Source organism: Paraburkholderia heleia NBRC 101817 (assembly GCF_000739775.1).
Taxonomy (GTDB): domain Bacteria; phylum Pseudomonadota; class Gammaproteobacteria; order Burkholderiales; family Burkholderiaceae; genus Paraburkholderia; species Paraburkholderia heleia.
Window position 1 is genome coordinate 95,400 of sequence record NZ_BBJH01000026.1, and the last position, 20,436, is coordinate 115,835.

The 20,436-nt window shown below is 64.1% G+C and carries 19 protein-coding genes; 7 read left to right on the forward strand and 12 right to left on the reverse strand.

All coding sequences use genetic code 11. The features are described 5' to 3' along the window. Positions 1-200 precede the first annotated feature (200 nt). Positions 201-896: a phosphatase PAP2 family protein gene (locus BHE01S_RS21955; RefSeq protein WP_042267629.1), complete on the forward strand. Its 696-nt coding sequence runs from the start codon at positions 201-203 to the stop codon at positions 894-896. Between the two features lie 46 nt (positions 897-942). On the opposite strand, the gene BHE01S_RS21960 is transcribed toward BHE01S_RS21955, so the two are convergent. Continuing rightward, positions 943-3,027, reverse strand: a complete 2,085-nt coding sequence (locus BHE01S_RS21960; RefSeq protein WP_042267632.1) for a serine/threonine protein kinase — start codon at positions 3,025-3,027, stop codon at positions 943-945. A gap of 535 nt (positions 3,028-3,562) precedes the next feature. On the opposite strand from BHE01S_RS21960, the gene BHE01S_RS21965 reads away from it, so the two are divergent. The 3 genes from BHE01S_RS21965 to BHE01S_RS21975 all read left to right on the forward strand — a co-directional run bounded on the left by BHE01S_RS21965 (position 3,563) and on the right by BHE01S_RS21975 (position 4,544). Further along, positions 3,563-3,835: a hypothetical protein gene (locus tag BHE01S_RS21965; protein ID WP_042267634.1), complete on the forward strand. Its 273-nt coding sequence runs from the start codon at positions 3,563-3,565 to the stop codon at positions 3,833-3,835. Positions 3,836-3,931: 96 nt separating this feature from the next. Beyond that, entirely contained in the window at positions 3,932-4,204 is a 273-nt protein-coding gene (locus BHE01S_RS21970; protein WP_042267637.1) for a hypothetical protein, read from the forward strand. Between the two features lie 124 nt (positions 4,205-4,328). Next, on the forward strand, positions 4,329-4,544 hold the full coding sequence (locus BHE01S_RS21975; RefSeq protein WP_042267638.1) for a hypothetical protein: 216 nt from the start codon (positions 4,329-4,331) through the stop codon (positions 4,542-4,544). A 2-nt stretch (positions 4,545-4,546) separates the two neighbouring features. Here BHE01S_RS21975 and BHE01S_RS21980 read toward each other — a convergent pair whose 3' ends face one another. After that, on the reverse strand, positions 4,547-4,789 hold the full coding sequence (locus BHE01S_RS21980; protein WP_042267640.1) for a hypothetical protein: 243 nt from the start codon (positions 4,787-4,789) through the stop codon (positions 4,547-4,549). A 56-nt stretch (positions 4,790-4,845) separates the two neighbouring features. Then, complete coding sequence (locus BHE01S_RS21985) at positions 4,846-5,313, reverse strand: lecithin retinol acyltransferase family protein (protein WP_042267642.1); 468 nt, start codon at positions 5,311-5,313, stop codon at positions 4,846-4,848. Positions 5,314-5,790: 477 nt separating this feature from the next. On the opposite strand from BHE01S_RS21985, the gene BHE01S_RS21990 reads away from it, so the two are divergent. Together BHE01S_RS21990 and BHE01S_RS21995 are read left to right on the forward strand one after the other, a co-directional pair. Continuing rightward, a complete protein-coding gene (locus BHE01S_RS21990; protein ID WP_042267644.1) occupies positions 5,791-6,084 on the forward strand; it encodes a hypothetical protein in 294 nt (97 codons plus the stop codon). 29 nt (positions 6,085-6,113) lie between these two features. Beyond that, the gene (locus tag BHE01S_RS21995; RefSeq protein WP_042267646.1) at positions 6,114-6,872 is read left to right on the forward strand and encodes a PP2C family protein-serine/threonine phosphatase; all 759 of its coding nucleotides are present in this window, start codon (positions 6,114-6,116) and stop codon (positions 6,870-6,872) included. 113 nt (positions 6,873-6,985) lie between these two features. On the opposite strand, the gene BHE01S_RS22000 is transcribed toward BHE01S_RS21995, so the two are convergent. The 9 genes from BHE01S_RS22000 to BHE01S_RS22040 form a co-directional block, all read right to left on the reverse strand. Next, positions 6,986-8,305 (reverse strand): sigma-54 interaction domain-containing protein, encoded by a 1,320-nt coding sequence (locus BHE01S_RS22000; RefSeq protein ID WP_042267648.1) that lies wholly within the window; start codon positions 8,303-8,305, stop codon positions 6,986-6,988. Then, a complete protein-coding gene (locus BHE01S_RS22005; protein WP_042267649.1) occupies positions 8,302-11,373 on the reverse strand; it encodes a peptidase domain-containing ABC transporter in 3,072 nt (1,023 codons plus the stop codon). Before BHE01S_RS22005 ends, BHE01S_RS22000 begins: the two co-directional genes overlap by 4 nt. A gap of 18 nt (positions 11,374-11,391) precedes the next feature. After that, complete coding sequence (locus BHE01S_RS22010) at positions 11,392-12,144, reverse strand: peptidylprolyl isomerase (protein ID WP_042267650.1); 753 nt, start codon at positions 12,142-12,144, stop codon at positions 11,392-11,394. A 48-nt stretch (positions 12,145-12,192) separates the two neighbouring features. After that, a complete protein-coding gene (locus tag BHE01S_RS22015; protein WP_042267720.1) occupies positions 12,193-13,578 on the reverse strand; it encodes an HlyD family efflux transporter periplasmic adaptor subunit in 1,386 nt (461 codons plus the stop codon). Positions 13,579-13,600: 22 nt separating this feature from the next. Further along, positions 13,601-15,463, reverse strand: coding sequence for an FHA domain-containing protein (locus BHE01S_RS22020; protein WP_042267653.1), 1,863 nt, complete (start codon positions 15,461-15,463; stop codon positions 13,601-13,603). Positions 15,464-15,640: 177 nt separating this feature from the next. Then, complete coding sequence (locus BHE01S_RS22025) at positions 15,641-17,029, reverse strand: efflux transporter outer membrane subunit (RefSeq protein WP_052406052.1); 1,389 nt, start codon at positions 17,027-17,029, stop codon at positions 15,641-15,643. 207 nt (positions 17,030-17,236) lie between these two features. After that, positions 17,237-17,506, reverse strand: a complete 270-nt coding sequence (locus tag BHE01S_RS22030; protein ID WP_042267654.1) for a hypothetical protein — start codon at positions 17,504-17,506, stop codon at positions 17,237-17,239. Positions 17,507-17,830: 324 nt separating this feature from the next. After that, complete coding sequence (locus BHE01S_RS22035; RefSeq protein WP_042267656.1) at positions 17,831-18,256, reverse strand: DUF4399 domain-containing protein; 426 nt, start codon at positions 18,254-18,256, stop codon at positions 17,831-17,833. 51 nt (positions 18,257-18,307) lie between these two features. Next, positions 18,308-18,733 (reverse strand): DUF4399 domain-containing protein, encoded by a 426-nt coding sequence (locus tag BHE01S_RS22040; RefSeq protein ID WP_042267658.1) that lies wholly within the window; start codon positions 18,731-18,733, stop codon positions 18,308-18,310. 326 nt (positions 18,734-19,059) lie between these two features. Between BHE01S_RS22040 and BHE01S_RS22045 the strand changes: the two genes are divergently transcribed. After that, positions 19,060-20,430: a formylglycine-generating enzyme family protein gene (locus BHE01S_RS22045; RefSeq protein ID WP_084069096.1), complete on the forward strand. Its 1,371-nt coding sequence runs from the start codon at positions 19,060-19,062 to the stop codon at positions 20,428-20,430. Positions 20,431-20,436: the final 6 nt, after the last annotated feature.

Here is a 20,436-nt window from a genome sequence, read left to right on the forward strand (position 1 = left end):
ACTGCAGTGAGATCGGAGGCACGCAATATGCGCACGTTCGGGATTGCATCGCAGCAGGCTTGCCGCTGCGAACTGCTTTCACCGTGTGCGCCAGCTTGACAAAAAGATGAAGAATGCCCTGCGCATGTGGCACGGAGGCGGTTGAGGATTCTGTTCGAGACCGCCCTTCTCACGAATTCATCAGCGGGATGGCCACAATAATGAACAGCTTCGATATCGTCATTCTGGGAGCCCTCACCCAACTCCAGCTTCCTCCCCAGGTCAATTACGCCATTGGCGTAATTGCCGACTTCTATACGTTCAAGGGTTATCTGTTGATCCCGCTATTGTGGTGGATCTGGTTCCAGCCACACGAGCGGCGCGGCTGGCGCCGCGAGATCGTACTCGCCACGCTGGCGAGCGGCCTGATTGCACTGGCGGTAGGGCGCCTCCTTGCGCGCATGCTGCCCTACAGGGAACGGCCGTTGTTCACACCGGGGCTGAATCTGCATTTCGCCTCGTCGCCCGTGCAGCTCGCCGGGCTGATGCACTGGAGTTCCTTTCCAAGCGATCACGCGATGCTATGGACGGCGGTGGCAATGGGGATCTTCCTCGTCTGGCGAGGCATCGGCATACTTGCGTTCCTGTCTGTCGCGGCATTCGTCTGCTTTCCGCGCGCGTACCTGGGTTATCACTACCCGACGGATCTGCTCGCCGGCGCCCTCATCGGCATCGTGATTACCTGGATCATGACGCGCAGAGCCGTGAGAAGGCACACGGTCAAGCCCTTCATGCGCTACGTCATGCGCTACCCCGGGCCGGTCGCCGCGATCGGTTTTCTGCTCTGTTTCGAGCTGGTCACGCAGTTTGACGATCTTCTGCGCCTCGCCCATTCGGTACTGCACACGGCGACATGACGGATGCCGACGCCGGCGGATGGAATGTGACGACCCTTGCCGTGCACTACTGCGATTCACCGCGCGCGTGCGTCGTGATCTGCACGAAATCGGCAACGATGTGCGCTGTGCCGTAGTGCGCTTGCATCTGCTTCAACTGCTGTTCCACCGCCGCCAGATAGGCCGCGCGAGACTCCGAAGCCGGACGCAGCCCATCGAACAACGGCGCCGGCGTAATCAGCAGAACGATCATCTCCGTGCCGAACGGTTTGTCCACGAGCCAGTATCCCGATCCTCCAACCGTCGCCGAGAACCCGGGCGGCGCCTGGTTGTCGCGCTCGACATTGCTGGGAACAAGATGGACGACACTCCCGTCGAGTGCGAAATAATCCACGTTGACGTATGAATCGTAATGCGGCGTGGTGATATCGACGATGAGCGGCATGCCCTGCGTCAGGCGCGCGTCGAGGGGCCGGGTATGGATCGCCGCACCGCCGCCCGCCAGATGGTTGGCGCGCCAATACGGCGCGAATGCGCTCACGACTTCGCAGTTGTGGTTCTCCACCGCAGTCACGTCGAGTTTCGCGGCTTGCCCGCCGGGCGTTTGCGCGAGCGCGTCGCGAATGTGCGCCATGTTCTCGCCCGTATTGGCAAAGCCACGCACCTGGACCACGTGCCCGGGTAGCGACGCGGCAAGCGCCGAGCACGGAATACGCGCGAGCGTCGCGTTCAGCGCAGCGATCGACGCCGCGTCGGCCACCGGCGCGCTCGATGCGGGAACCGCTACAGGCACGCTCGCGACGACCGCTGCTGGCGCCACAGCGAGCGCCGGCGAGGCCGGCGTCTCCGAAACTGCCTTCGGCGCACTGGCGGACACCATGGCGACCGTCGAGGGTCTTGCGCCCGTTTGCCCATGTCCGGAAAGCACTCGATACCCGACCCATAGCCCGGCAGCGACGACGGCTGCCCCCACGCCAATGGCGCCAACCCGGGCGCCCGGGAAAGCAGGTGCATGCGTGAGCACGCCCATGCCCTCGAGAAACTGATTGACGCTCGCCGTGCGCGAGGCACGGTCAAACGAAAGCGCCGCGCTCAAGGTGCGCCATTGACCGCGATCGAGGCCCGGCGGCCGCTCGGCGCGCATCTTGTCGCTGCGAGCCTGGGTGGCCGATTTGCGGTTGAACGGATGCTTGCCCGTCAACAGTTCGTAGGTCACACAGGCAAGTGCATAGACATCGTCGCGCGGATCCGGCTCGCGATGCTCGAACATCTCCGGGCTTGCATAGGCGGGCGTAATGCCACCGAGCGTCGCGGGATCGAACACGGTGACGTCGGGATCTTCTTCGGGCCGCTGGAACACGCGCGCAATACCGAAGTCGATCACCTTCACATCGCCGCCATCAGTGAGGAATACGTTGGCCGGCTTGAAGTCGCAATGCACGAAGCCGCGCTCATGCGCATAGGCCAGCGCCTGCCCCATCCCGGCAATGATGGGCCGGGCCTTTTCGAATGGCATACCGGCAAAGCCCGGCGCACGCAGCAGCTTGCTGAGCGGCTTGCCCGACAGATATTCCATCGTGAGGTAGACAAGCGGCCCGTCGCGGTCGAAGTCGTACACTGTGACGATATTGCGGTGCGCGAGCGTCTGCGCCTTGCGAGCCTCGCGCTGCAGTGCGATCAGCGACGTCGGCTGGCCGCGGAACTGCACGTTCAACACCTTGATCGCGATATAAGGTTTGCGGTCCGAAGCTTCCAGCTTGCGCAAATCGAGTGCCTTGTAGACGGTGCCCATGCCGCCCACACCCAGACATTCCTCGAGCACGAAGCGGCCGTTGAGCGTGTCGCCGATCCCCTTCACGTGTTCCGCGTCGTCGCTCGTGGTGGCGGAACGCGCGGCGGCAAGGGCTTCGTGAATGCGAGTGGAGTCGTCCACCGCCTCCGCGTTGTCCTGGCGATGTTCGATGCGGCGCAGGACCTCTGCATACACGGCATCAGGCAGCGGATGGACGGTTTGCGTCGCGTCCACCGCTTCGCGCAAACGAGCGCAATTGGCCGCGTCGACCGCGAGCACGTGGTCGATCTCGGCGAAGAACGCCTCGCGTGAGAGCGCCCCGCTCTGGAATGTCTGGATCAGCTGCGCAAGGCTCATCATTCGTATGCCTTCAACTCAGCTTCAGGATGGCCGAGGCGCTTTGCGTCACACGTTCCCGGCGCACGATCGCGCCCGCGTGTGGCGGCTGCCGCGATCCCCGTCGAGTCCGCTGCAGCGCGGTCTCGTCATCTTTAAAGCATACAGAGTCGCCGCCGGATCTGCGCGCACCGTGATCTCAGCCGGCGCACGCGCTTGCAACCATGCAACATGGTCTGATGAAAGATTAATCTGCGGCAACGCGCAGTGCAATCGGTGCCTGAACCAGGCATTCCCTGGCTCGTACGTGTTGCGGCGGATCCAACGGCCTCGCCGCGTGCTGTTGGGCTCGCGCCATCAGCGTTTTCGCGCGCGAGCGCTGCAACGTCTCCTGCACATACCCGGCGGCTTGCCGCAAAGCCCCGTCGCACAAGGCGTCGAGCGGTTCGTGTGGTAAGCGCCCAGCCGCTGGCACACCCTGTGCATTAAGAGGTGCGAGCCCGCAAGATACTGCAGCTCAATTGCCAACTACCCTGTACTGCCCTTCTGGAGAACTGTCATGAGCAAGCTGATGATCGCCGACCTGAGCGTCGCGCAAGAACTCGACCACCAGGCAATGAGCGCCGTGCGCGGCGGCGGCGGCCTGAGCCTCTGGCCCGGCTACTTCCCGGCGCCGTCGTTCAAGTACGACACGACGAACTTCAACGCCCAGCAGTTGATCGGCCAGACGAACACCATCGAGAACAACGTGGGCAACGACGTCGCCTTCGCGCAGAACATCCACGCGACGGTCAACCCGGTGCAGACGGCACACAACACGATCAACTTCTGATCGTCCCGCCGGCGGCGCGGCCGCGCCCTGCGTTCACTCGCGTGCCGCGCCTGCCCCGGTTCGTCCGCCCTGTTCATCAGCAACTGGAGGCTCATCATGAGTTCCCTCGTTATCCGCGAACTGGCTCCCGGAACGGCATTAGACCGCCGCGCCATGACAGCCGTACGCGGCGGCAACGGCAGTTCCTACGGTGGCTACGGCTCGATTGCCAACATCACCGTCTCGCCGAACATCGTGCAGAACATCTCGCAGGTCCAGGTGGTCGACGTCGCCGCGCTCAACAACATCGGTTATATCGGCGCTGGTTTCGGGCCGCTGAATCTCAAGGTCAATCCTTCGCAATACGCGAACACCGGCGTGACGTTCTAGCCGCCGCAATAAGAGAATGCAGACGGCGCCGCGAGGCGCCGTCCGCTTGTTTGCGTGCGCCGCGCGCTACCGCCTATACTCAAACGACACCCCACAAGCCAGATTCGCTCTCGTGGAGCAAACCATGAGCATCATCGTCATCAAGGACCTTCCGGAAAGCGTGGAACTGGACAGGCAGGCTATGGCCGCGATCGTGGGCGGCGCCCGCGTCGCCTCGCGGCGCACGCTACTCGTGCCGCGGCCGTTCATCGGCGTACGTGTGGAGATCGAAGGCTCGCCCGCCCAGCGAGGGCCGGCAACCGTCCCCACGGCGCGGCCCCGTCCGACGCTGCTGCGTTGAATTCAAGCAGCGCGCGCAGTCATGGCGGCACGCGTGCTGGCAGGCGGAAATACGCACCACGTGCCATCGTCGTGACGGAAGAAGAAGATTGCAATCGTGCGCGCGGGATGCACTGCCTCTACGCAAACATAGCGCAGCCGTTGCTCCTGCGTGCGGCTGAAGCGCACCACGCGGGCCGGCACGCGCGCGTTGGGTGCGAGCCACTTGTCGACGAGGTTGCGCAACGAAGTTTCAGCGGAATTCATGATGGTCTCCGATACGAGTGGCGATGCGTTTCCTGGGTCTCGACTGGAAATGGCGTTCACGCCGCCTGAACGGCGTACGCGTCGCGGCTGGCCTGCATGCGCCGCGCGTGAACCAGCGCGCGCACCACGCGCAAGCCGGCCAGCGGGTGGGCAATGCACGTGCGGACCTGGTCGCTGCGGCCCTTGCCGTCCACGCACCAGGTGCAGAAGTGTTCGCAGTTGTTGCTGAGCAGGCGGTAGCGGTCTTCGCCGAGACGCGAGCGCGCACGCGCCACGGCTTCGCGGCCCACGAAGACCGCGCACGGATGCGCGACGACAGTGACTTCGTAGCCGGCCGCGAAACGTTCGAGCGTGACCTCTTCGATCGGACCGCGATGCAGCGACACGCACAAGCCGGCGTAGTGGACGACGCGCCCACCGCCTGCGTAGATACCGTGATGGCTGTAGCCCGCGCGACGCGATACGAGATGCGCGCCGAGCGGCGGTTCGTCTGCTTGCATCGTCGGTTGGTGGTCGAGGCTCATGGCTGCATCCGTCTGGCTGGTTGCCGGCTTCCCATGCTGCTCAACGGTTTGCCGGTTGCCAACTACCCTGCATCAGACATGCCAGGCGGCCGATCACGGTTGAATAAGGCCTGGCGGGAGAATTTGCGTGACGGAGCAGCCCGTGTGTCGGCGGGGCACCAACTCGAATGCTTCGATTGTGTCGGTACCGAACCGTCGGTTCGCTGCCAACCCGGCTCACGAAGCGGCATTGCGTATGTGTTGGAGTCCTGATGACGACGGGCAACCAACGTGTTGGCGAGCGCGCGACCATTGCGCCGCGGCCGCACGAGACGTGGGCACTCGCGCAAGGCGCTGCGCGAGTGCGGCGCCATGTGGGACAAGCCTCACGGGGATATGGCGCGCGAGCGCCGCGACGCGCCGAAAAATGGCATGCTGCTTGCGAGATACGGTCGGAACGCCGCGCGCCTGCGGCCATCATCTTGACGGAGACCTGTCATGACCTCGCTCGCCATCACCGACCTTCACCTGCAATGCGATCTCGACCGCAAGGCCATGTCGTTCATCCGGGGCGCGGGCGCGCCGTGGGTATTCGGCTGGATACAGCCTTACGAGCCCGCGCAGCCTTCGCCGCTCGGCCCCGTCATCAACCTTTACCAGACCAACAACACGTTCTACGCGAATCAGGTCGTCAATCAGTACCAGACGCTTGACGTGACCAATTCGGCGTCGAACTCGAACGTGACGGTGAGCGTGGGCCAGAACGGCAGGAATAACGGACTCGTCGCGTAGCCTATGGGGGCTCGATCGTGACAGGCGGAATGTTATGGAGCTCGGCATCGCGTACGGACGTAGGCCGTGTGCGGGCGCTCAACGAAGATGCGTGTCTCGATCTGCCCCAGAAGGGCCTGTGGGCAGTGGCCGACGGCATGGGCGGGCACACGGCGGGCGATCTCGCCAGTGGCATGATCGTGCGCGCGCTCGGGGGCTTTGCCGTGCCCAACACGCTCACCAGCTTTACGGCCACCGCGCGCGGCACGCTGCAGACGGTGAATCACCAGTTGCGCGAAGAAGCGGCGCGGCGCGGGGTTCGCATGATCGGCAGCACCGTTGCCGTGCTGATGGCGAAGGGACGCGAATTCGGCTGGATTTGGGCGGGCGACAGCCGCATCTATCTGTATCGCGATGCGCAGCTAGAACCGCTCACGACCGACCATAGTTACGTGGCGGAATTGCAGGCGCAGGGGCATTTGAGCGCTGAGGCAGCGCGCCACCATCCATCGCAGCATTTGATAACACGGGCCGTCGGTGCGGCGGACTGGCTCGATCTTGACGAAGGCCGCATCGTCGTGCGCGACGGAGACCTCTTTTTGCTGTGCAGCGACGGCCTGAGCAATGAAGTGCAGGCGCCTGAGATAGTGCGCGCGCTCGACGGTGGCGACTGTCGGCAGGCTACCGATACTCTCGTTGAGATGGCCTTGCAGGCAGGGGGGCGCGATAACATCACTGCCGTGGTCGTGAGGGTGGATGATCCGGGGGCGTCGGATCGCACGCTCGTTAATCCTGCTGTTGGGCGGTAGGTTTTGATTTTTTGTGCTTTTGGCCTTTCCTTGTGTTCGTGTCGGGACGCGAATTCAAGAAAAGCCCAAACCGCGGAGGAACCGCAAAAAACACCCAAACGAAGACCAGCTCTTCAAGATTGCTTCTCGTGATTCACCTTCTCGGCATGCCGAAAATCCTTCGAGTGAATCCCATGCTTCTTGAGCAGCATCTGCAAATGCGACCGATTCATATCACAGCGCCTCGCAAGCTCCGCCACCGTCCCTCCCGTTTCCTGCAACCCACGCTCGAGAAACGCCCGCTCGGCTTCATCGCTCGCAGCGCGCTTGGCATCGCTAAGCGACAGCGGCGCGCCGGCCGCCTCAGCCTCCACCACCCGCAACGCCAGCGCAGCAGGCTTAGGCCGAATATCGTCGGGCAGATGTTCGATATCGGCCGTCTCACCCGCAAGGCACGAAAGCCGATAAACCAGATTGCGCAGCTCGCGAATATTCCCCGGATAAGCATACGTCAGCAGGAAATCACGCAGCTTGGGCGTGAGCTTCACAGGCCGGCGTTTAAGCTGCCCGGCAGCCTCATCGCCGAAATAGGCAATGAGCAGCGGAATTTCGTCGTTGCGCTCACGCAGCGCAGGCAGCGTGACATGAATCACGCTTAGCCGGTAAAAAAGATCCTCGCGAAATTGCCCCTGCGCCGCGAGTTCGCGCAGGTTTCGATTCGTCGCGGCAACAATGCGCGTGTCGACCCCAATAGGTTCGTCTGAGCCCACGCGCTGAATCTCGTGCGATTCGAGCACACGCAGCAGCTTCACCTGCCCCTGCAGCGGCAACTCGCCGATCTCGTCCAGAAAGATCGTCCCCGTATGCGCGCTTTCGAACTTCCCTTTGCGATCGCTCGACGCCCCTGTGAACGCCCCTCTGCGATGCCCAAACAGCTCCGACTCGAGCAGGTTCTCAGGGATCGCGCCACAATTCACCGAGATGTATGGTCGGTCGGCGCGTACGCCGTTGGCGTGAATCACCTTTGCCATCAATTCCTTGCCCGTCCCGCTTTCGCCGTCGATCAGCACAGGCAAGTCGGTGGGCGCCGCCTTCTCCGCGATCTCCAGCGCGGCGAGCAGCTTCGGGTTGTCGCCGAATATGCCTTCGAATATGAAGCTGCGCTCCATCAACGCCTCGCGCCGCCGGTGTGCGCTGGCCGTGAGGGCGTCCGGCCTTGCCAAGGCATCGAGCGTTTCGGGCGCCTCGGCCGCCGCTTCGACGAAGCGCTCCTTGCGCGAGAGTTGCATGACCTCGTCGCGCAGTGCGTTCGACTGGCTCAAGAGCTTTTCGATGTCGGTGCGCTCGAGCCGCGGTGCCCAGCGCAGCGTAGAACGCAGGATCTCGATCTTCTCGAGCAGTCCGGCATACGACACAACCGAGCTGCCGAATCCGTGCGGGTCGAAGAGTTTCATGATGCTCCCAGCTGCTTCTGGACTAGCTGGTAATACATGCCCTTGCGCTCGACGAGTTCTTCGTGCCGCCCCTGCTCCACGATCGCCCCTTCGTAGAGCACAAGGATCTTGTCCGCCCGCATGATAGTGCTCAGCCGGTGCGCGATGATGAGCGCAGTTCGGCCCTGCAGTATGTCGTGCATGTTCGAGAGGATGTTGCTTTCCGACTGCGTGTCGAGCGACGAGGTGGCTTCGTCGAACACGAGCAGGCGCGGATCGTGATACAGCGCGCGCGCAATGCAAAGGCGCTGGATCTGCCCACCCGAAAGGCCCATGCCGCGCTCGCCCACCACCTGCTCGTAGCCGAGCGGCATCTTGCTGATGAACGCGTGCGCATCGGCCATGCGCGCCACCTCCTCCATGCGCCGCCAGTCCGGCGTCGCATCGCCGCACGCGATGTTCTCGGCGATGGTGCCGGAGAACACGAGGTTCGTCTGCATCACATAGCCCACCTGGGCGCGAAAGTACGCGTGATCGATCGCGCCCATGTCGTAGCCGTCCACGTTGATCTTGCCTTCGGTAGGCGCATAGAAGCCCACCAGCAGCTTCGCGAGCGTCGTCTTGCCGGAGCCGCTGCGTCCCACGATCGCCACCATCTGGCCGCGCCCCACCGAAAAGCTGATGTTTTCCAGCACGTATGGCGTTTCGCTGCCGCCATAGCGGAAATACACGCCGTCGAATTCAATGTCGCCCTGCAGGTCGGGCAGCAGCACGCGCGCACCGAGGTCGGCCGGCTTCTGCTCGGGCTCGATGTCGAGCACGTCGCCTAGCCGCTCCATCGCAACCGCCGCGTCGTTCATGAGGCTCCAGAGCCCGACGAGACCCATCAGAGGCGCGAGCACGCTGCCCATGAACGCGTTGAACGCAATGAGCTGGCCGATGCTCAGCTCCTGATCGAGCACGAGCGTGGCGCCCGCCCACAGAATCACGATCGTGGTCGCAGCGTTGAGCAGCTGGCTGCCCAGACCAACGAGAATATTGAACGCCTGCGCGCGATACTGCACTTCGAGCGACTTCGCGTACTTGCGCTCCCACTTCAGGCGCACCGCTCTTTCTATCCCCATGCCCTTCACGGTTTCGATGCCGCCAAGCGTCTCCATCAACATCGAGCGCGCGTCGGTGGACACGGCAAAGACCTCGCGCGCGTAGCGCTTGATGCGAGGCGTGGCCAGCGCGGTGAGCGCCATGATAGGGATCACGAACGCGATCAGCAGCAGTGTCAGCTTCACGTTGTAGAGGAACATGATCGTGAAGTAGATGAAGATCATCAGCAGGTTGAGCGCCGTGGTCACGGTCGATTCGGTCAGAAACGCGCGTATCGTCTGGTTTTCCTGGAAACGCGCGAAGATATCGCCCGTTTTACGTCGCGCGAAAAACGAGAACGGCAGCGACATGGTGTGCTTGAAGAACTGCGACATCATCGCGAAGTCGAGACTGCGCACCATGAAATTCGATAGATGCGCGCGTATCGTCGTCATGAGCTGCGTAAACACGTGTGAAATAATGAGCCCCACGATCAGGAGATGCAGCAGGCTCACGTTCTGGTGAACAATCACGCTGTCGAGAATGTTCTGGATGATGAGCGGCGGCACCACGCCCAGCAGCTGGATGACGAAGGTCGCGAGAAACAGGTAGGCGAGTATTTTCCGGTAAGGCAGCAGGTATCCGATGAAGCGCACCCACGGCGAGCGCGTCGCCGCCTGCGCGCCCGTGGTCTCGCCCGCGGTAAACAGCAGGCACGTGCCGCTCCAGCCGCGCTCGAACGCTTCGACGCTCAGTTTGCGGAAGCCGAGCGCCGGATCGGCCACCCTCACCCACTGTTTCGACACGCCGTACACGACGATATAGTGGTAGCCCTCCCAGTGCGCGATGAAGGGCAGCTCGAAGCCTTGCAGGGCTTCGTACGTGCATTGCACCCCGCGCGTGGTGAAGCCGAGCGCCTCGCCGGTGCGCGCGAGACTGTCCAGCGTCGCGCCCTGCGTCGTGACGTTCGCGAGGTCGCGCAGCTTGCCGAGCGTCATGGGAATACCGTAATGCCGGCAGATCATGGCGAGGCATGCCGCGCCGCAGTCCATCTCCTCTGCCTGCTCGACCAGCACGAAGCGTTTGATCACGCGCTCGCTGAAGGTCGCGTCCGCCCCGCTGTCCACGGCAACGGGCCGGCTGCGGCGCTCGGCGAGCTTCTTCTGCCGCTGCAATTCGCGCTCATTGAAGCGCACGCGCTCTTCCAGCACCTCGCGCAGCTTTGGGTTGCGCTCCAGCATGAAATGCACGGTCTTCTCGGGAATCACCAGGAGGCGCACATCGGTGAGCGCCGTCACGGTCGCGGGCTGATCCTGCCGAAGCAGGCACGCGCGTTCGCCGAAGATCTCCCCCGCGCCGAGCTTTGCGATCTGGTACACGCTGCCTTCTTCCTCGCGCGCAATACTGACCTCGCCCTGACGCACGACATACAGGCGCATGTCGCCACCGGCGCCTTGATGGATGATCTCCTTGCCCGCGCTCACGCGCTTGACGCCCACGCTCGACACATACTCTTCGAGTTCGGCGCGGGAAAGCTTGCCGCGCAGGTCGAAAAGCCGCGTGACGAAGCCGCCTGCGGAGCTGATCGCCACATAGCTCGTCACGAACGACTGCGCGGCCGGATTCGCGGCCAGCAGCGGTTCGAGCGCCGCGCGCGGGATGCAAAGCACCTCCGTCTTCGCGGAAGCGCGCACCGACACCTCGTGCCAGTAATCGCGCAGCATGGCGATTTCGCCGAACACCTCACGTTCCTTGCGCACGCCGAGGCTCATTTCCTTGCCGCGTTCTTCGGCGATGAGCCGCACGGACCCCGAGCGGATCACATAGAGTCCGGCTGCGGGCTCGCCGCGCTTGCAAAGCGTGTCGCCGAATGCGTAGCTGTACGTTTGCACCTGTGCGGCCAGACGGTCGAGTTCCTCGCGCGAAAAGAGCGAGAGCGGTTCGACCGATGCGAGAAAATCCGCTAGCGACGGCGCGCTAGCCGGTGCGGGCGCCTGGGTGTCCATCTGCGTGGCTCGGCGCGTTCAGTGCGCGTCGATGATATGTTCTTGCGCGCGCTCCGCGAGCCACTCTTCGCGCAATAGCCGCCGCACCTCGGAAGACACGTCCGCTTCGAGCGACGCCGGATGCTTTGCCGTCACGCAGAAGATTTCGAAGAACGAGCCGTCCGGCGCGGGAAACGGACCGAGCAGGTCGCCGACCTGCGCGTTGAACACCTTCGCCTCGATATCGGTCTTCAACGACCCGCGCAGCACCTTGCCGATCACGCCGCCGCGCTCGCTCGTGTCCGCGATCGAATGCTCGCGCGCCATCTCGCCGAACGCCTGCGGCTCGTCCTCCAGAATCGACATGACTTCGCGTGCCTTGCCTTCCGATTCCACCACGATATGGCTCACTTCGATGCTGTCGAATTTCGGCGAATTGAGCTTGAAATAGATTTCGACCGCCTCGTCGTTGCAGATCAGGTTGAAGGTCTTCTCCTGATAGAGCGTGTCGGTAATGAAGCGCTCGAATTCATCGAGGCTGATAGCGAACACGTCCAGGTAGCGATTCATGTCTGCCGCGCGGTGCAGCCCACGCACGCGGCGAAACTGGTCGGCGCGCTGCTGGATTTCGTCGGGCTCCACCTTCACGCCCATTTTCTTCGCGGCGATAACTGTCAGCCGGTCGCGCACCTGCTGTTCGACCAGGCTCTCGAACTGCCCCGTGAGTTTCAGCACGCGGATGAAATCATCCGTGCCGATCGCTTCATCGTCGATCCGTACGATTGTCGTCATTGCGTTCCCCTGAGTTCTGATTCCCGAATACTGGACTGGCTGGTGTCTTCATCCGGCGACCTGCCGGAACGGGTCCAGCGCGAAATCGATCAGGCGCCGCTCGCGCACCACGATCTCGGCGGTTGCCGTCATGCCGTAGCGCAGCGGATACGTCGCGCCCCCAATCGAAAAATGATCGCGCGCGAGACGCACGCGCCCCTCGTAAACCGGCTCCTTCGTCTGCGCCTGCGGCTTCGTGGTCGGCGAAATATATTCGAGCGTGCCGTCCACCACGCCATAGCGCTGGTACGGAAACGCGTTGAATTTCAGCTTGACGGGCAAGCCTTCGTGCAGGAACGCGCGGTCCTGCTCCGCGATCGCCACCTTCACGACCGGACGCGCGTTGGCCGGCGCAATGCCCCCCAGCGGCGTGTTCGCCTGGATCTTGTCGCCGGGCTGCGTCGTCGTCACGTCCGTAATCACGCCCGAGACCGGCGCGAGCACGAGCAGGAAGTTGTCCTTGTCGATGTTCTCGAAGCGGATGCGCGCCGCGGCGTCGGCGGCCAGCCGGGCGGTTTGCACCTGCAGGCGCAGCTTGTCTTCGGTATTGGCGATTTCGCGCTCCGTCGCGTCGTATTCGATGCGCAGCGACGTGAGCTGCCCGGCGCTGCCTTCGAGCTGGGCCTTCGCCTGGGCGAATTCGTGACTCGTTTGCGCTTGCAATTCGCTAAGCCGCGCCTGCGCGATCCGGTAGTTGTTATCGGCCTGCAAGAACGCGCTGCGCTTTTCCTCGACCTGGCTTTGCGACACCCCACCGCCGCCGGGCAGCGCGAACAGGCGCTCGTACTTGTCCTGATCTTCTTTCGCGAGATCGCGCACGTGGCGCGCGTTGTCGATATTGCCGCGCGCTTCGTCGAGCTGGGCGTTTTCGGCCTGCTGGAGCTTGCTGGTGCCTTCCGCTACGCGCGTTTCGTGCAGATGCGCCTCCACGTCCATCTGCGCCTTGAGCGCCTCGGCCTTGCGCTCCATGAGCGCCTTTTTCTCGGGGAACTCCTTCCAGTCGCGCTCGGCGTCGTCGAGCTTCAGGCGCGCGTCGAGCGCGTTGGTCGCCGCCTGGATCGCGCCGCGCGCGTTGATGCGGCCAATGACGTCGTCCTTCTCCACGGGCTGACCTTCGGCGATATAGATATCCACGAGTTCCCCATCCACCGGCGCGTAAATGCGGCGCACTTCGGATTCCGGAGCAAGCGCCCCCTGCGCGCTCACGATGACATCGGCGCGGCCGACGAACGACCACAGGAGGCCGCACACCACGAGCGCGACCATCGTGATGATCGTGGCTTCGATGAGGCGCCACGGGCGCGCGGTGAGGATCGCCACGCCTTCCTCGCTGTGGTCGCCCAGCGCTTCGCCAAGCGGCCGCGGCGGCTCGGGCACGGCATGCCCCCCATGCATGCCGAGCGCCTGGCGCACGCGCTCAATGAGCCGGCGCGGATTCACCATGCCCTCCCGCCAGCGCCAGCTTTTCGAGCGCGCCCGCATGCGCCGCGAACGGCGGCGTGGTGAAGTGAGCCGCGGCCAGGCGGTCGTGCACGGCCTGCACATGGCCCGCGTGCGCCTCGCTGTCGATCTGCTGATACTGCTCGACGTCGGCGCGCACGGCATCGAGCCCGGCAAGGCGCGGGTAGCGCTGCGCATAGTCGCTCAGCATCGCCGTGAGCGCGTCGAAGCGGTCGCTCGCGAGCGCGCTGTCGATTGCCTGCTGGATGCGATCGAGGGCGGCCACATACACCGAGTCGTCGCTCTGCAGCTTGCGCAAGTGGCTGAGCGAATCCGCATACACCGCGGCAAACGCCGGCACATAGGCCGCGATCCGGTCGAAGGCACGTTGATGCTCGCCGGGGTCGTCATTCCAGCGGCTCGTCAGCGCATGGATCGGCGCTTCGTCGCGATAGATGCGAATCGGCGCCTGCGGGCCGCCCCGTCCCTCTACGAACGATTGCAGCGCGCCGATCCAGCCGATGTTTTCCACGAGCGGCGCGGCGTCCGGATTGTGACGCGCGAGCGTACGCATGTCTTCCACGATGGCACGCGCACGGTCGAATGCGCCCGCGTTGATTGCGGCGACCCAGTCGGGCACGTTCGCCTTGATGAGCGCTTCCGTCCCCATTGCGCGCCACGTGCTGTCGTTCGGGTGCTGCGTGAGATATTGATCGGCCATGCGCGCCGCGCTTTCGAACTGTCCGCTCGTGAGCAACGCCTGCATGTCGCGTTGCGGCGCGCCCTGAAAATACGTAAGCGCAACGAGCGCGAGGATCATGGCAATCCCGCCGCCGCCCCAGCGCGCAAACGCGCCCATGTTGATCTTCCCGCTGCCGCCCAGCGCTTCGCTCAACTCGCTCAGGAAAACCTCGATCCTGCCGCGCCGGCGTCGCGCGTCGCGGCCCGGCTCAGGCGCGGGTTGCGGCGCATCGGGGTTGATTTCGTCGTCCTGCGCGGGTGTGGGAGGCGTGCAGAAAATGTCGAGAAACGAGTGCGCGCTGCCAATGAAGGTCGTGCGGTCGGCGTCTTCGGCGAGCGCCGCTGCGCGGCGTTCGCGCGTCGCCGTTACGGTGGCATCGCTTCCACTCGTGCTTTCGAGACCGACCCGGTAGACGAAGTGCTCGCCGCCAAATGCGATCCGCTGGCCGTCTTCGAGCTTGACCGCGTGATCGTCGAGCCGCTGTCCGTCGAGGAACGTGCCGTTGGTGCTGCCCAGATCTTCGACATACATCGCGTCGTCTTCGGCGTAGATGTGCGCATGACGCCGCGACAGATAATTCACCTGATGCGGATAGGCGTCGTGGTACTGCGAGAACGTCTCGTCGGCCTTGCTGACCAGAAACGGAAAACTCGTGACCACGATCTGCTGCAGCCCGAGATCGGTACGCTCCGGCGTCAGCGTCACGACGGTCGCCCGCCCGGGCGCGCGCACCGCACGCGGCGCGAAGCTCACGCGAAACGCGAGCGCGCCGGCAAAGCTGAGTTCGTCGCCGTCGTTGAGCACGTGGGGCTTCTGGGTGACTTCGACACCATTGACCGCGGTGCCGTTCTTGCTGCCCAGGTCGGCCACGTAGGCCGCCGCGCCCTCGCAGAAGATGCGCGCGTGACGGCGCGAGACATCGACCACGACCTCGGGCCGCGCCGCGGCAAAAGGCGGCTGTGTCCGCCCGACTGCGAAAAGGTCCTTGTCGATGCGGATTTCGCCCAGCTCCGCATGCGATATCGGCCGCAGCACGATATCGAACGTCCGGTCGAGCGAAGTCTGGCTCTCGGCAATGGAAGCGGCGTCAGGCACCATGATTCCGCCAGCGATCAGCAGTTGTCAGCCAGGCCGCGCGTGGCGCAAGCGCCGCGTGCGCACTGACTCTCCGTGTGAAGCCGTGCGCCTTGCACATGGCGATCGGGGTGTGAGAAAAGTGTAGGCGACTGTTGGCTGGAGTCAAACAACTGACGCGGCCCGTTGCAACGGACGCGCTCACTTGACGGGCGCTGCCGGCACAGCGGAACTCGACGCCACGTTGGCGACATCGACGTCGGGCCAGCCGCCGCCGATCGCCTTGTAGAGGGTGACGGTGTCGCTCAGGATCAGCTCGTGGTTGGCGAGAAGCGACTGTTCCGCGTTAGCGAGCGAACGTTCGGACTCCAATACTTCGAGCTGCGACATGAGCCCCTCCTTCAACTGCGCCTCGACCTGCGCCGCGACGGTGCGCAGGCGTTCGTTCTGCTGCAGCAATTCGATGCGCTGTTTTTTATGCGCGTCGAGGTTCACGAGCGCGTTCTCGACCTCTTCGAACGCCGTAAACACCACCTGGCGATACTGCTCTTCGGCAACCTTGCTCTGGGCCTCCGTCGTCTTGATATGGGCATGCACGCTGGGGTCGAACATCGGGAAGTCGATGCTCGGCATGAAGCTCAGCGTGAACACCTTGAACAGATCGGAGAGCGAGAACGCGGCTGTGCCGGCGCGGCCCGTGAGACTGATGGTCGGCAGTTGCGCGAGCCGCGCAGAGCCGACTTCGTCATACGATTCGAGAATGCGGTACTGCGCAGCCACCACGTCGGGGCGGCGCCCCAGCAGCTGCGCGGGCAGGCCCATGGGCACGTCCGGCAGCTTCACGCGCTCGCGCAACTGGCCTGACGGCATCCTGAATTCGCCTGCGGGCACGCCGACCAGCGTGGCAAGCGCGTTTTCGGCCGTATCGCGCTCACGGTGCAGTTCCAGCAGTTCGTTCGTCACGCCGTTGACTTCCGCGCTCTGGCGCAGCACCTCGGTTTTGGGCGCGACACCGTTTGCGTACATCTGCTGGTAAATCGTGAGAATCTGCTTGTTCCTTTTGAGCGTGTCTTCCTCGTCGCGGATCTGATCGTCGAACTGGAGTATCTGGAAATAAGTGCTCGCCACATTCGCGACGAGCGTCAAATAGCCTGCACGCCAATCCGCTTCGCTAGCGTGATACTCGGCCTTTTGGGCCTGCACGCTTTTTTCGACTTTGCCCCAGATATCGATGTCCCAGTTCACCTGAGTGGCGACGTTATAGGTCTTCGAGAGCGCCAGCCCCGTGCTCTTCTCATAGTCGATGCCCGCGCCTGCGTCGACCGTGGGAAGCGCACCGGCCTGCACTTCCCCGATCTGCGCGCCGGCCACGCCAATGCGCGCAGCCAGCACCCGGATATCGATATTGCCCGCAATCGCCTTTTCTATGAGTGTATTCAGGTAGGGATCGTCGAATGCTTTCCACCACTGCGGATTGACCGTATCGGCCGCGGAAAACGTGCGGCTCGTATGCGCCCAGGCGCCCTTCTCAGGCATGTCCGGGCGCCGGTACGCAGGCGTACTCAGATCCGTGCAGCCGCACAGCGCCATGGCACACAACCCGGCCGTTCCGACGACGCGGATCAGCCAGCGCGACGCGCCGCGGCCTGCATGTGCGGCGGACGACGGGAGCGGTGTGTTCACGATCGGCTCCTCAAGGAAAAGGCGGCGAAGGTCGCGGCGAAGAAGCGGTGTGCAACGGAGGCGGTGGAAGGCGGCGCCGTGGAGGCGGGTAAGCCTCCACGGCTGGCAGCACGATCAGAAGTTGATCGTGTTGTGAGCCGTTTGCACGGGGTTGGTCGAAGCGTGGAGGTTGTTCACGAACGCCACGTCGTTGCCCGTGTTGGACAGGATGGTGTTCGTCTGGCCGATCAACTGCGATGCGGTGAAGTTGGTGGAGTCGACCTTCACGCTCGGCATCGTCGGGTAGTAGACGGGCCACAGGCCCAGGCCGCCGCGCACGGCGCTCATTTCACGGCGGTCGAGTTCCTGTGCGACGCTCAGGTCGGCGATCATCAGCTTGCTCATGGCAGTTCTCCAGAAATGGATGCAACAGTGTTGGGGTTTTGAGCTGCAAGGTTGCGGGCTCGCGTCCAACAAGGCATGAGGCGTGCCAGGTACGCGAGCGCGCGGGCGAACGTCGGCGCAACGCCCGTTGCATAAGGACTGTTCTGGAATGCCGGGAGTCTCAGGCGTGGCGCGTGGCGCGCGCGCGTCGTGCGTTGTGATGGGCGTGCGCCAACTCGTCGGTCGACTTATGTTGGTGCGCTGCGAACACCGGTTCGCGGGATGACATGAAAGCGTCGCAAACGTTCGAGTAGCGCTGCGGGGCGCGCGAGCGGATCGTATGGATCACTTAACGTAGATGGTGATTTTCTTCGAGTACACAGGCGGGTTGTGCGGTACGTGGTGCGCGTCGCCCATCAGCAGCTGCAGCGTATGTTTGCCCGGCGGCAACTGCAGCATGGTTTCGGTCTGGCCGGCGCCGAAGTGCAGGTGGTTGCGATCGGATGGAATGGGCTGATCCATCGGCGGCAGGTCCGTATCGACGAGCAGATGGTGGTGGCCCGTGTTGGGAAACTCGACTTCCGCAGGCGCCACACCCATGTTGCGCAGGCCGAACCAGACGCGAAATGGGCGCCCGGCCGGCAACACCTGGCCGTCGTTGGGCCAGCCGATATAAACGTGCGCGTTCGGGTCGGCCGGCGTCGTGCCTGCATGCGCCGCACCGCCCGCGAGCAGCACGAGGCTGGCAGCAAAAACGAGGAACCTGTTCATGGCGTGCACTCCCGCTTCTTTTGCGCTGCGGCTAAAGACGGATGTCCTGCGCTACTTGACCGTGACCGTGATCTTCTTCGAGTACACCGGTGGATCGTGCGGCACGTGGTTGTAGTCGCCCATCAGCAACTGCAGCGTGTGCTTGCCCGGCGGAAGTTCGACCCGGGCTTCCGTCTCGCCCGCGCCGAAATGCAAATGATTGCGATCCGACGGGATCGGCTGATCGAGCGGCGGCAGGTCCGTGTCGATGAGCAAGTGATGATGGCCCGTGTTCGCCTTGTTGATCCCCTTGGGGCAGACGCCCATGTTGCGCAGGCCCATGCGCACCCAGAACTTGCCGGTGGGAATCGTCGCGCCGTCCGGCGGCCAGATGATGTAGACCTCCGCGCCGGGCGGCGACGGGGTGCGCTCGGCAAACGCGAGGCGCGGCATCAGAACGGTCGCTGCCAGGGCCAACAGGGTTGTTCTTCGTTGCATCTTCGTGCTCCTTGTTCGGCAGACTGTTCGGCGGACAGCAGGCGGCTTTGGAGTTCGGTGCGTGTTCTACAGCTTAGGACGGATTCAAGCCGACGGGGATAAATCGGCGCAGCGCGTGTGGGTGGCACCCAGCTACTGCATCGCGCGGCGTGCGTGCTATTTTGTAGTTGTGCGCAGGCAGTGCCTGTGCCGGCGGCGCGCCCGCGTTTCACGCTAGCGCGGCTGGCGACTGCTGCGGGGTAGCGCACCGTCGGCATTGAAAGGCGTGACACCTGGGTTGGCACCTCGGTCGGCACCCGGGTTGGCACCTGATAGGGAGAACGAACATGTGGCGGCTAGTGTTGCCTGTGTGCCTCTTGATCTCGCTAGGCCTGACCTCGACGCCACGCCCGGCCGCGCCGGCGGTGCATGGCCGTTCGGCTTCGGCACACGAGCAGCCGTCTTTCGGGCGGCACGACCGTGGCCGGTACGCAACCGCCTACGCCGCGCATGAGCGCACCGCCGCAGCCGGCGCAGCCCGGCAACGCTATGGCGTCGCGATCGTGCGAGTCGGCCTGATGCCGAAAGACACTTCCCAGGAATACGAAATCACGTTCTGGAATTCGATCAAGGACAGTCAATACGCGAGCGACTACGAGGCGTATCTCAAGGCCTATCCGAACGGACGCTTCGCGCCGCTCGCGCAAGCCCGCCTGACGCGTTTGCGTGCGGAGGCATCGAAACCCGCTGCGGCGTCCGCTACGCCCGCTACGTCCGCTACGCCCGCCCTGCACCCGGCCAGCACTCCCGCTGCCGCAGCGCCCCCACCCGCTCCCGCGCCGGCGCCTCAGGCGAAGACGCCGCCCGCCCCCGCGGCCCTGCCACCCACGCCGCCAGCCGCGCAGACCAAGGCAGCGCCCGCGTCCGCACCGCCGGCCGCCGCAGCGGCTGCGGCTGCGGCTGTCGCCGCGAAGGGCAACCCTGCCATTTCGAAGCCGGGTCCGCACGACATTCAGGACTGCCCATCTTGTCCGGTGCTGGTCGCGGTGACGCCCGGCAACTTCACCATGGGCATCGACACCGACGACGCCTCGGAGCGGCCCGCGCACCGCGTGACGATCAGCCATAGCTACGCGCTCGCGAAATATGCGGTGACGGTGGCGCAGTGGAACGCGTGCGTGGCCGCCGGCGCCTGCCCGCGCCTGTCGAGTGAGAACAACGCCTCGCCGAACGCCCCCGTGCGCGACGTGAGCTGGGACGACGCGCAGCAATACGTGAAATGGCTTTCGAAGGTCAGCGGCAAGCCCTACCGCTTGCCGACCGAGGCCGAATGGGAATATGCCGCGCGCGCCGGCACCGAAACGCGCTACTGGTGGGGCAACGACATGCGCAAGGGAACGGCGAACTGCAAGGACTGTGGCCCGCCGTGGCACGTCGAGGCGCCCGACGACGTCGGCTCTTTTCCGGCCAATGCGTTCGGCTTCTACGACATGGCCGGCGGCGTGTGGGAATGGGTCAGCGACTGCTGGCACAACTCGTACAAGAACGCGCCGAACGACGGCCATTCGTGGGACGAGCCCAACTGCCAGACGCGCGTGATCCGCGGCGGATCGTGGCGCGACGGCGCGGGCTATATGCTCGCCGCCACGCGCTTCAAATACGACAGCAGCGTACGCTACGAAGCCAATGGATTCCGCGTAGCGCGCGACATGAAATAACGCAGA

What these genes read in the sequence shown, in the direction of transcription:
- BHE01S_RS21955 (WP_042267629.1), top strand. Translation starts at nt 201, where the DNA reads ATGAACAGCTTCGATATCGTCATTCTGGGAGCCCTCACCCAACTCCAG.
- BHE01S_RS21960 (WP_042267632.1), bottom strand. Translation starts at nt 3,027, where the DNA reads ATGATGAGCCTTGCGCAGCTGATCCAGACATTCCAGAGCGGGGCGCTC.
- BHE01S_RS21965 (WP_042267634.1), top strand. Translation starts at nt 3,563, where the DNA reads ATGAGCAAGCTGATGATCGCCGACCTGAGCGTCGCGCAAGAACTCGAC.
- BHE01S_RS21970 (WP_042267637.1), top strand. Translation starts at nt 3,932, where the DNA reads ATGAGTTCCCTCGTTATCCGCGAACTGGCTCCCGGAACGGCATTAGAC.
- BHE01S_RS21975 (WP_042267638.1), top strand. Translation starts at nt 4,329, where the DNA reads ATGAGCATCATCGTCATCAAGGACCTTCCGGAAAGCGTGGAACTGGAC.
- BHE01S_RS21980 (WP_042267640.1), bottom strand. Translation starts at nt 4,789, where the DNA reads ATGAATTCCGCTGAAACTTCGTTGCGCAACCTCGTCGACAAGTGGCTC.
- BHE01S_RS21985 (WP_042267642.1), bottom strand. Translation starts at nt 5,313, where the DNA reads ATGAGCCTCGACCACCAACCGACGATGCAAGCAGACGAACCGCCGCTC.
- BHE01S_RS21990 (WP_042267644.1), top strand. Translation starts at nt 5,791, where the DNA reads ATGACCTCGCTCGCCATCACCGACCTTCACCTGCAATGCGATCTCGAC.
- BHE01S_RS21995 (WP_042267646.1), top strand. Translation starts at nt 6,114, where the DNA reads ATGTTATGGAGCTCGGCATCGCGTACGGACGTAGGCCGTGTGCGGGCG.
- BHE01S_RS22000 (WP_042267648.1), bottom strand. Translation starts at nt 8,305, where the DNA reads ATGAAACTCTTCGACCCGCACGGATTCGGCAGCTCGGTTGTGTCGTAT.
- BHE01S_RS22005 (WP_042267649.1), bottom strand. Translation starts at nt 11,373, where the DNA reads ATGGACACCCAGGCGCCCGCACCGGCTAGCGCGCCGTCGCTAGCGGAT.
- BHE01S_RS22010 (WP_042267650.1), bottom strand. Translation starts at nt 12,144, where the DNA reads ATGACGACAATCGTACGGATCGACGATGAAGCGATCGGCACGGATGAT.
- BHE01S_RS22015 (WP_042267720.1), bottom strand. Translation starts at nt 13,578, where the DNA reads ATGCATGGGGGGCATGCCGTGCCCGAGCCGCCGCGGCCGCTTGGCGAA.
- BHE01S_RS22020 (WP_042267653.1), bottom strand. Translation starts at nt 15,463, where the DNA reads ATGGTGCCTGACGCCGCTTCCATTGCCGAGAGCCAGACTTCGCTCGAC.
- BHE01S_RS22025 (WP_052406052.1), bottom strand. Translation starts at nt 17,029, where the DNA reads ATGGCGCTGTGCGGCTGCACGGATCTGAGTACGCCTGCGTACCGGCGC.
- BHE01S_RS22030 (WP_042267654.1), bottom strand. Translation starts at nt 17,506, where the DNA reads ATGAGCAAGCTGATGATCGCCGACCTGAGCGTCGCACAGGAACTCGAC.
- BHE01S_RS22035 (WP_042267656.1), bottom strand. Translation starts at nt 18,256, where the DNA reads ATGAACAGGTTCCTCGTTTTTGCTGCCAGCCTCGTGCTGCTCGCGGGC.
- BHE01S_RS22040 (WP_042267658.1), bottom strand. Translation starts at nt 18,733, where the DNA reads ATGCAACGAAGAACAACCCTGTTGGCCCTGGCAGCGACCGTTCTGATG.
- BHE01S_RS22045 (WP_084069096.1), top strand. Translation starts at nt 19,060, where the DNA reads ATGTGGCGGCTAGTGTTGCCTGTGTGCCTCTTGATCTCGCTAGGCCTG.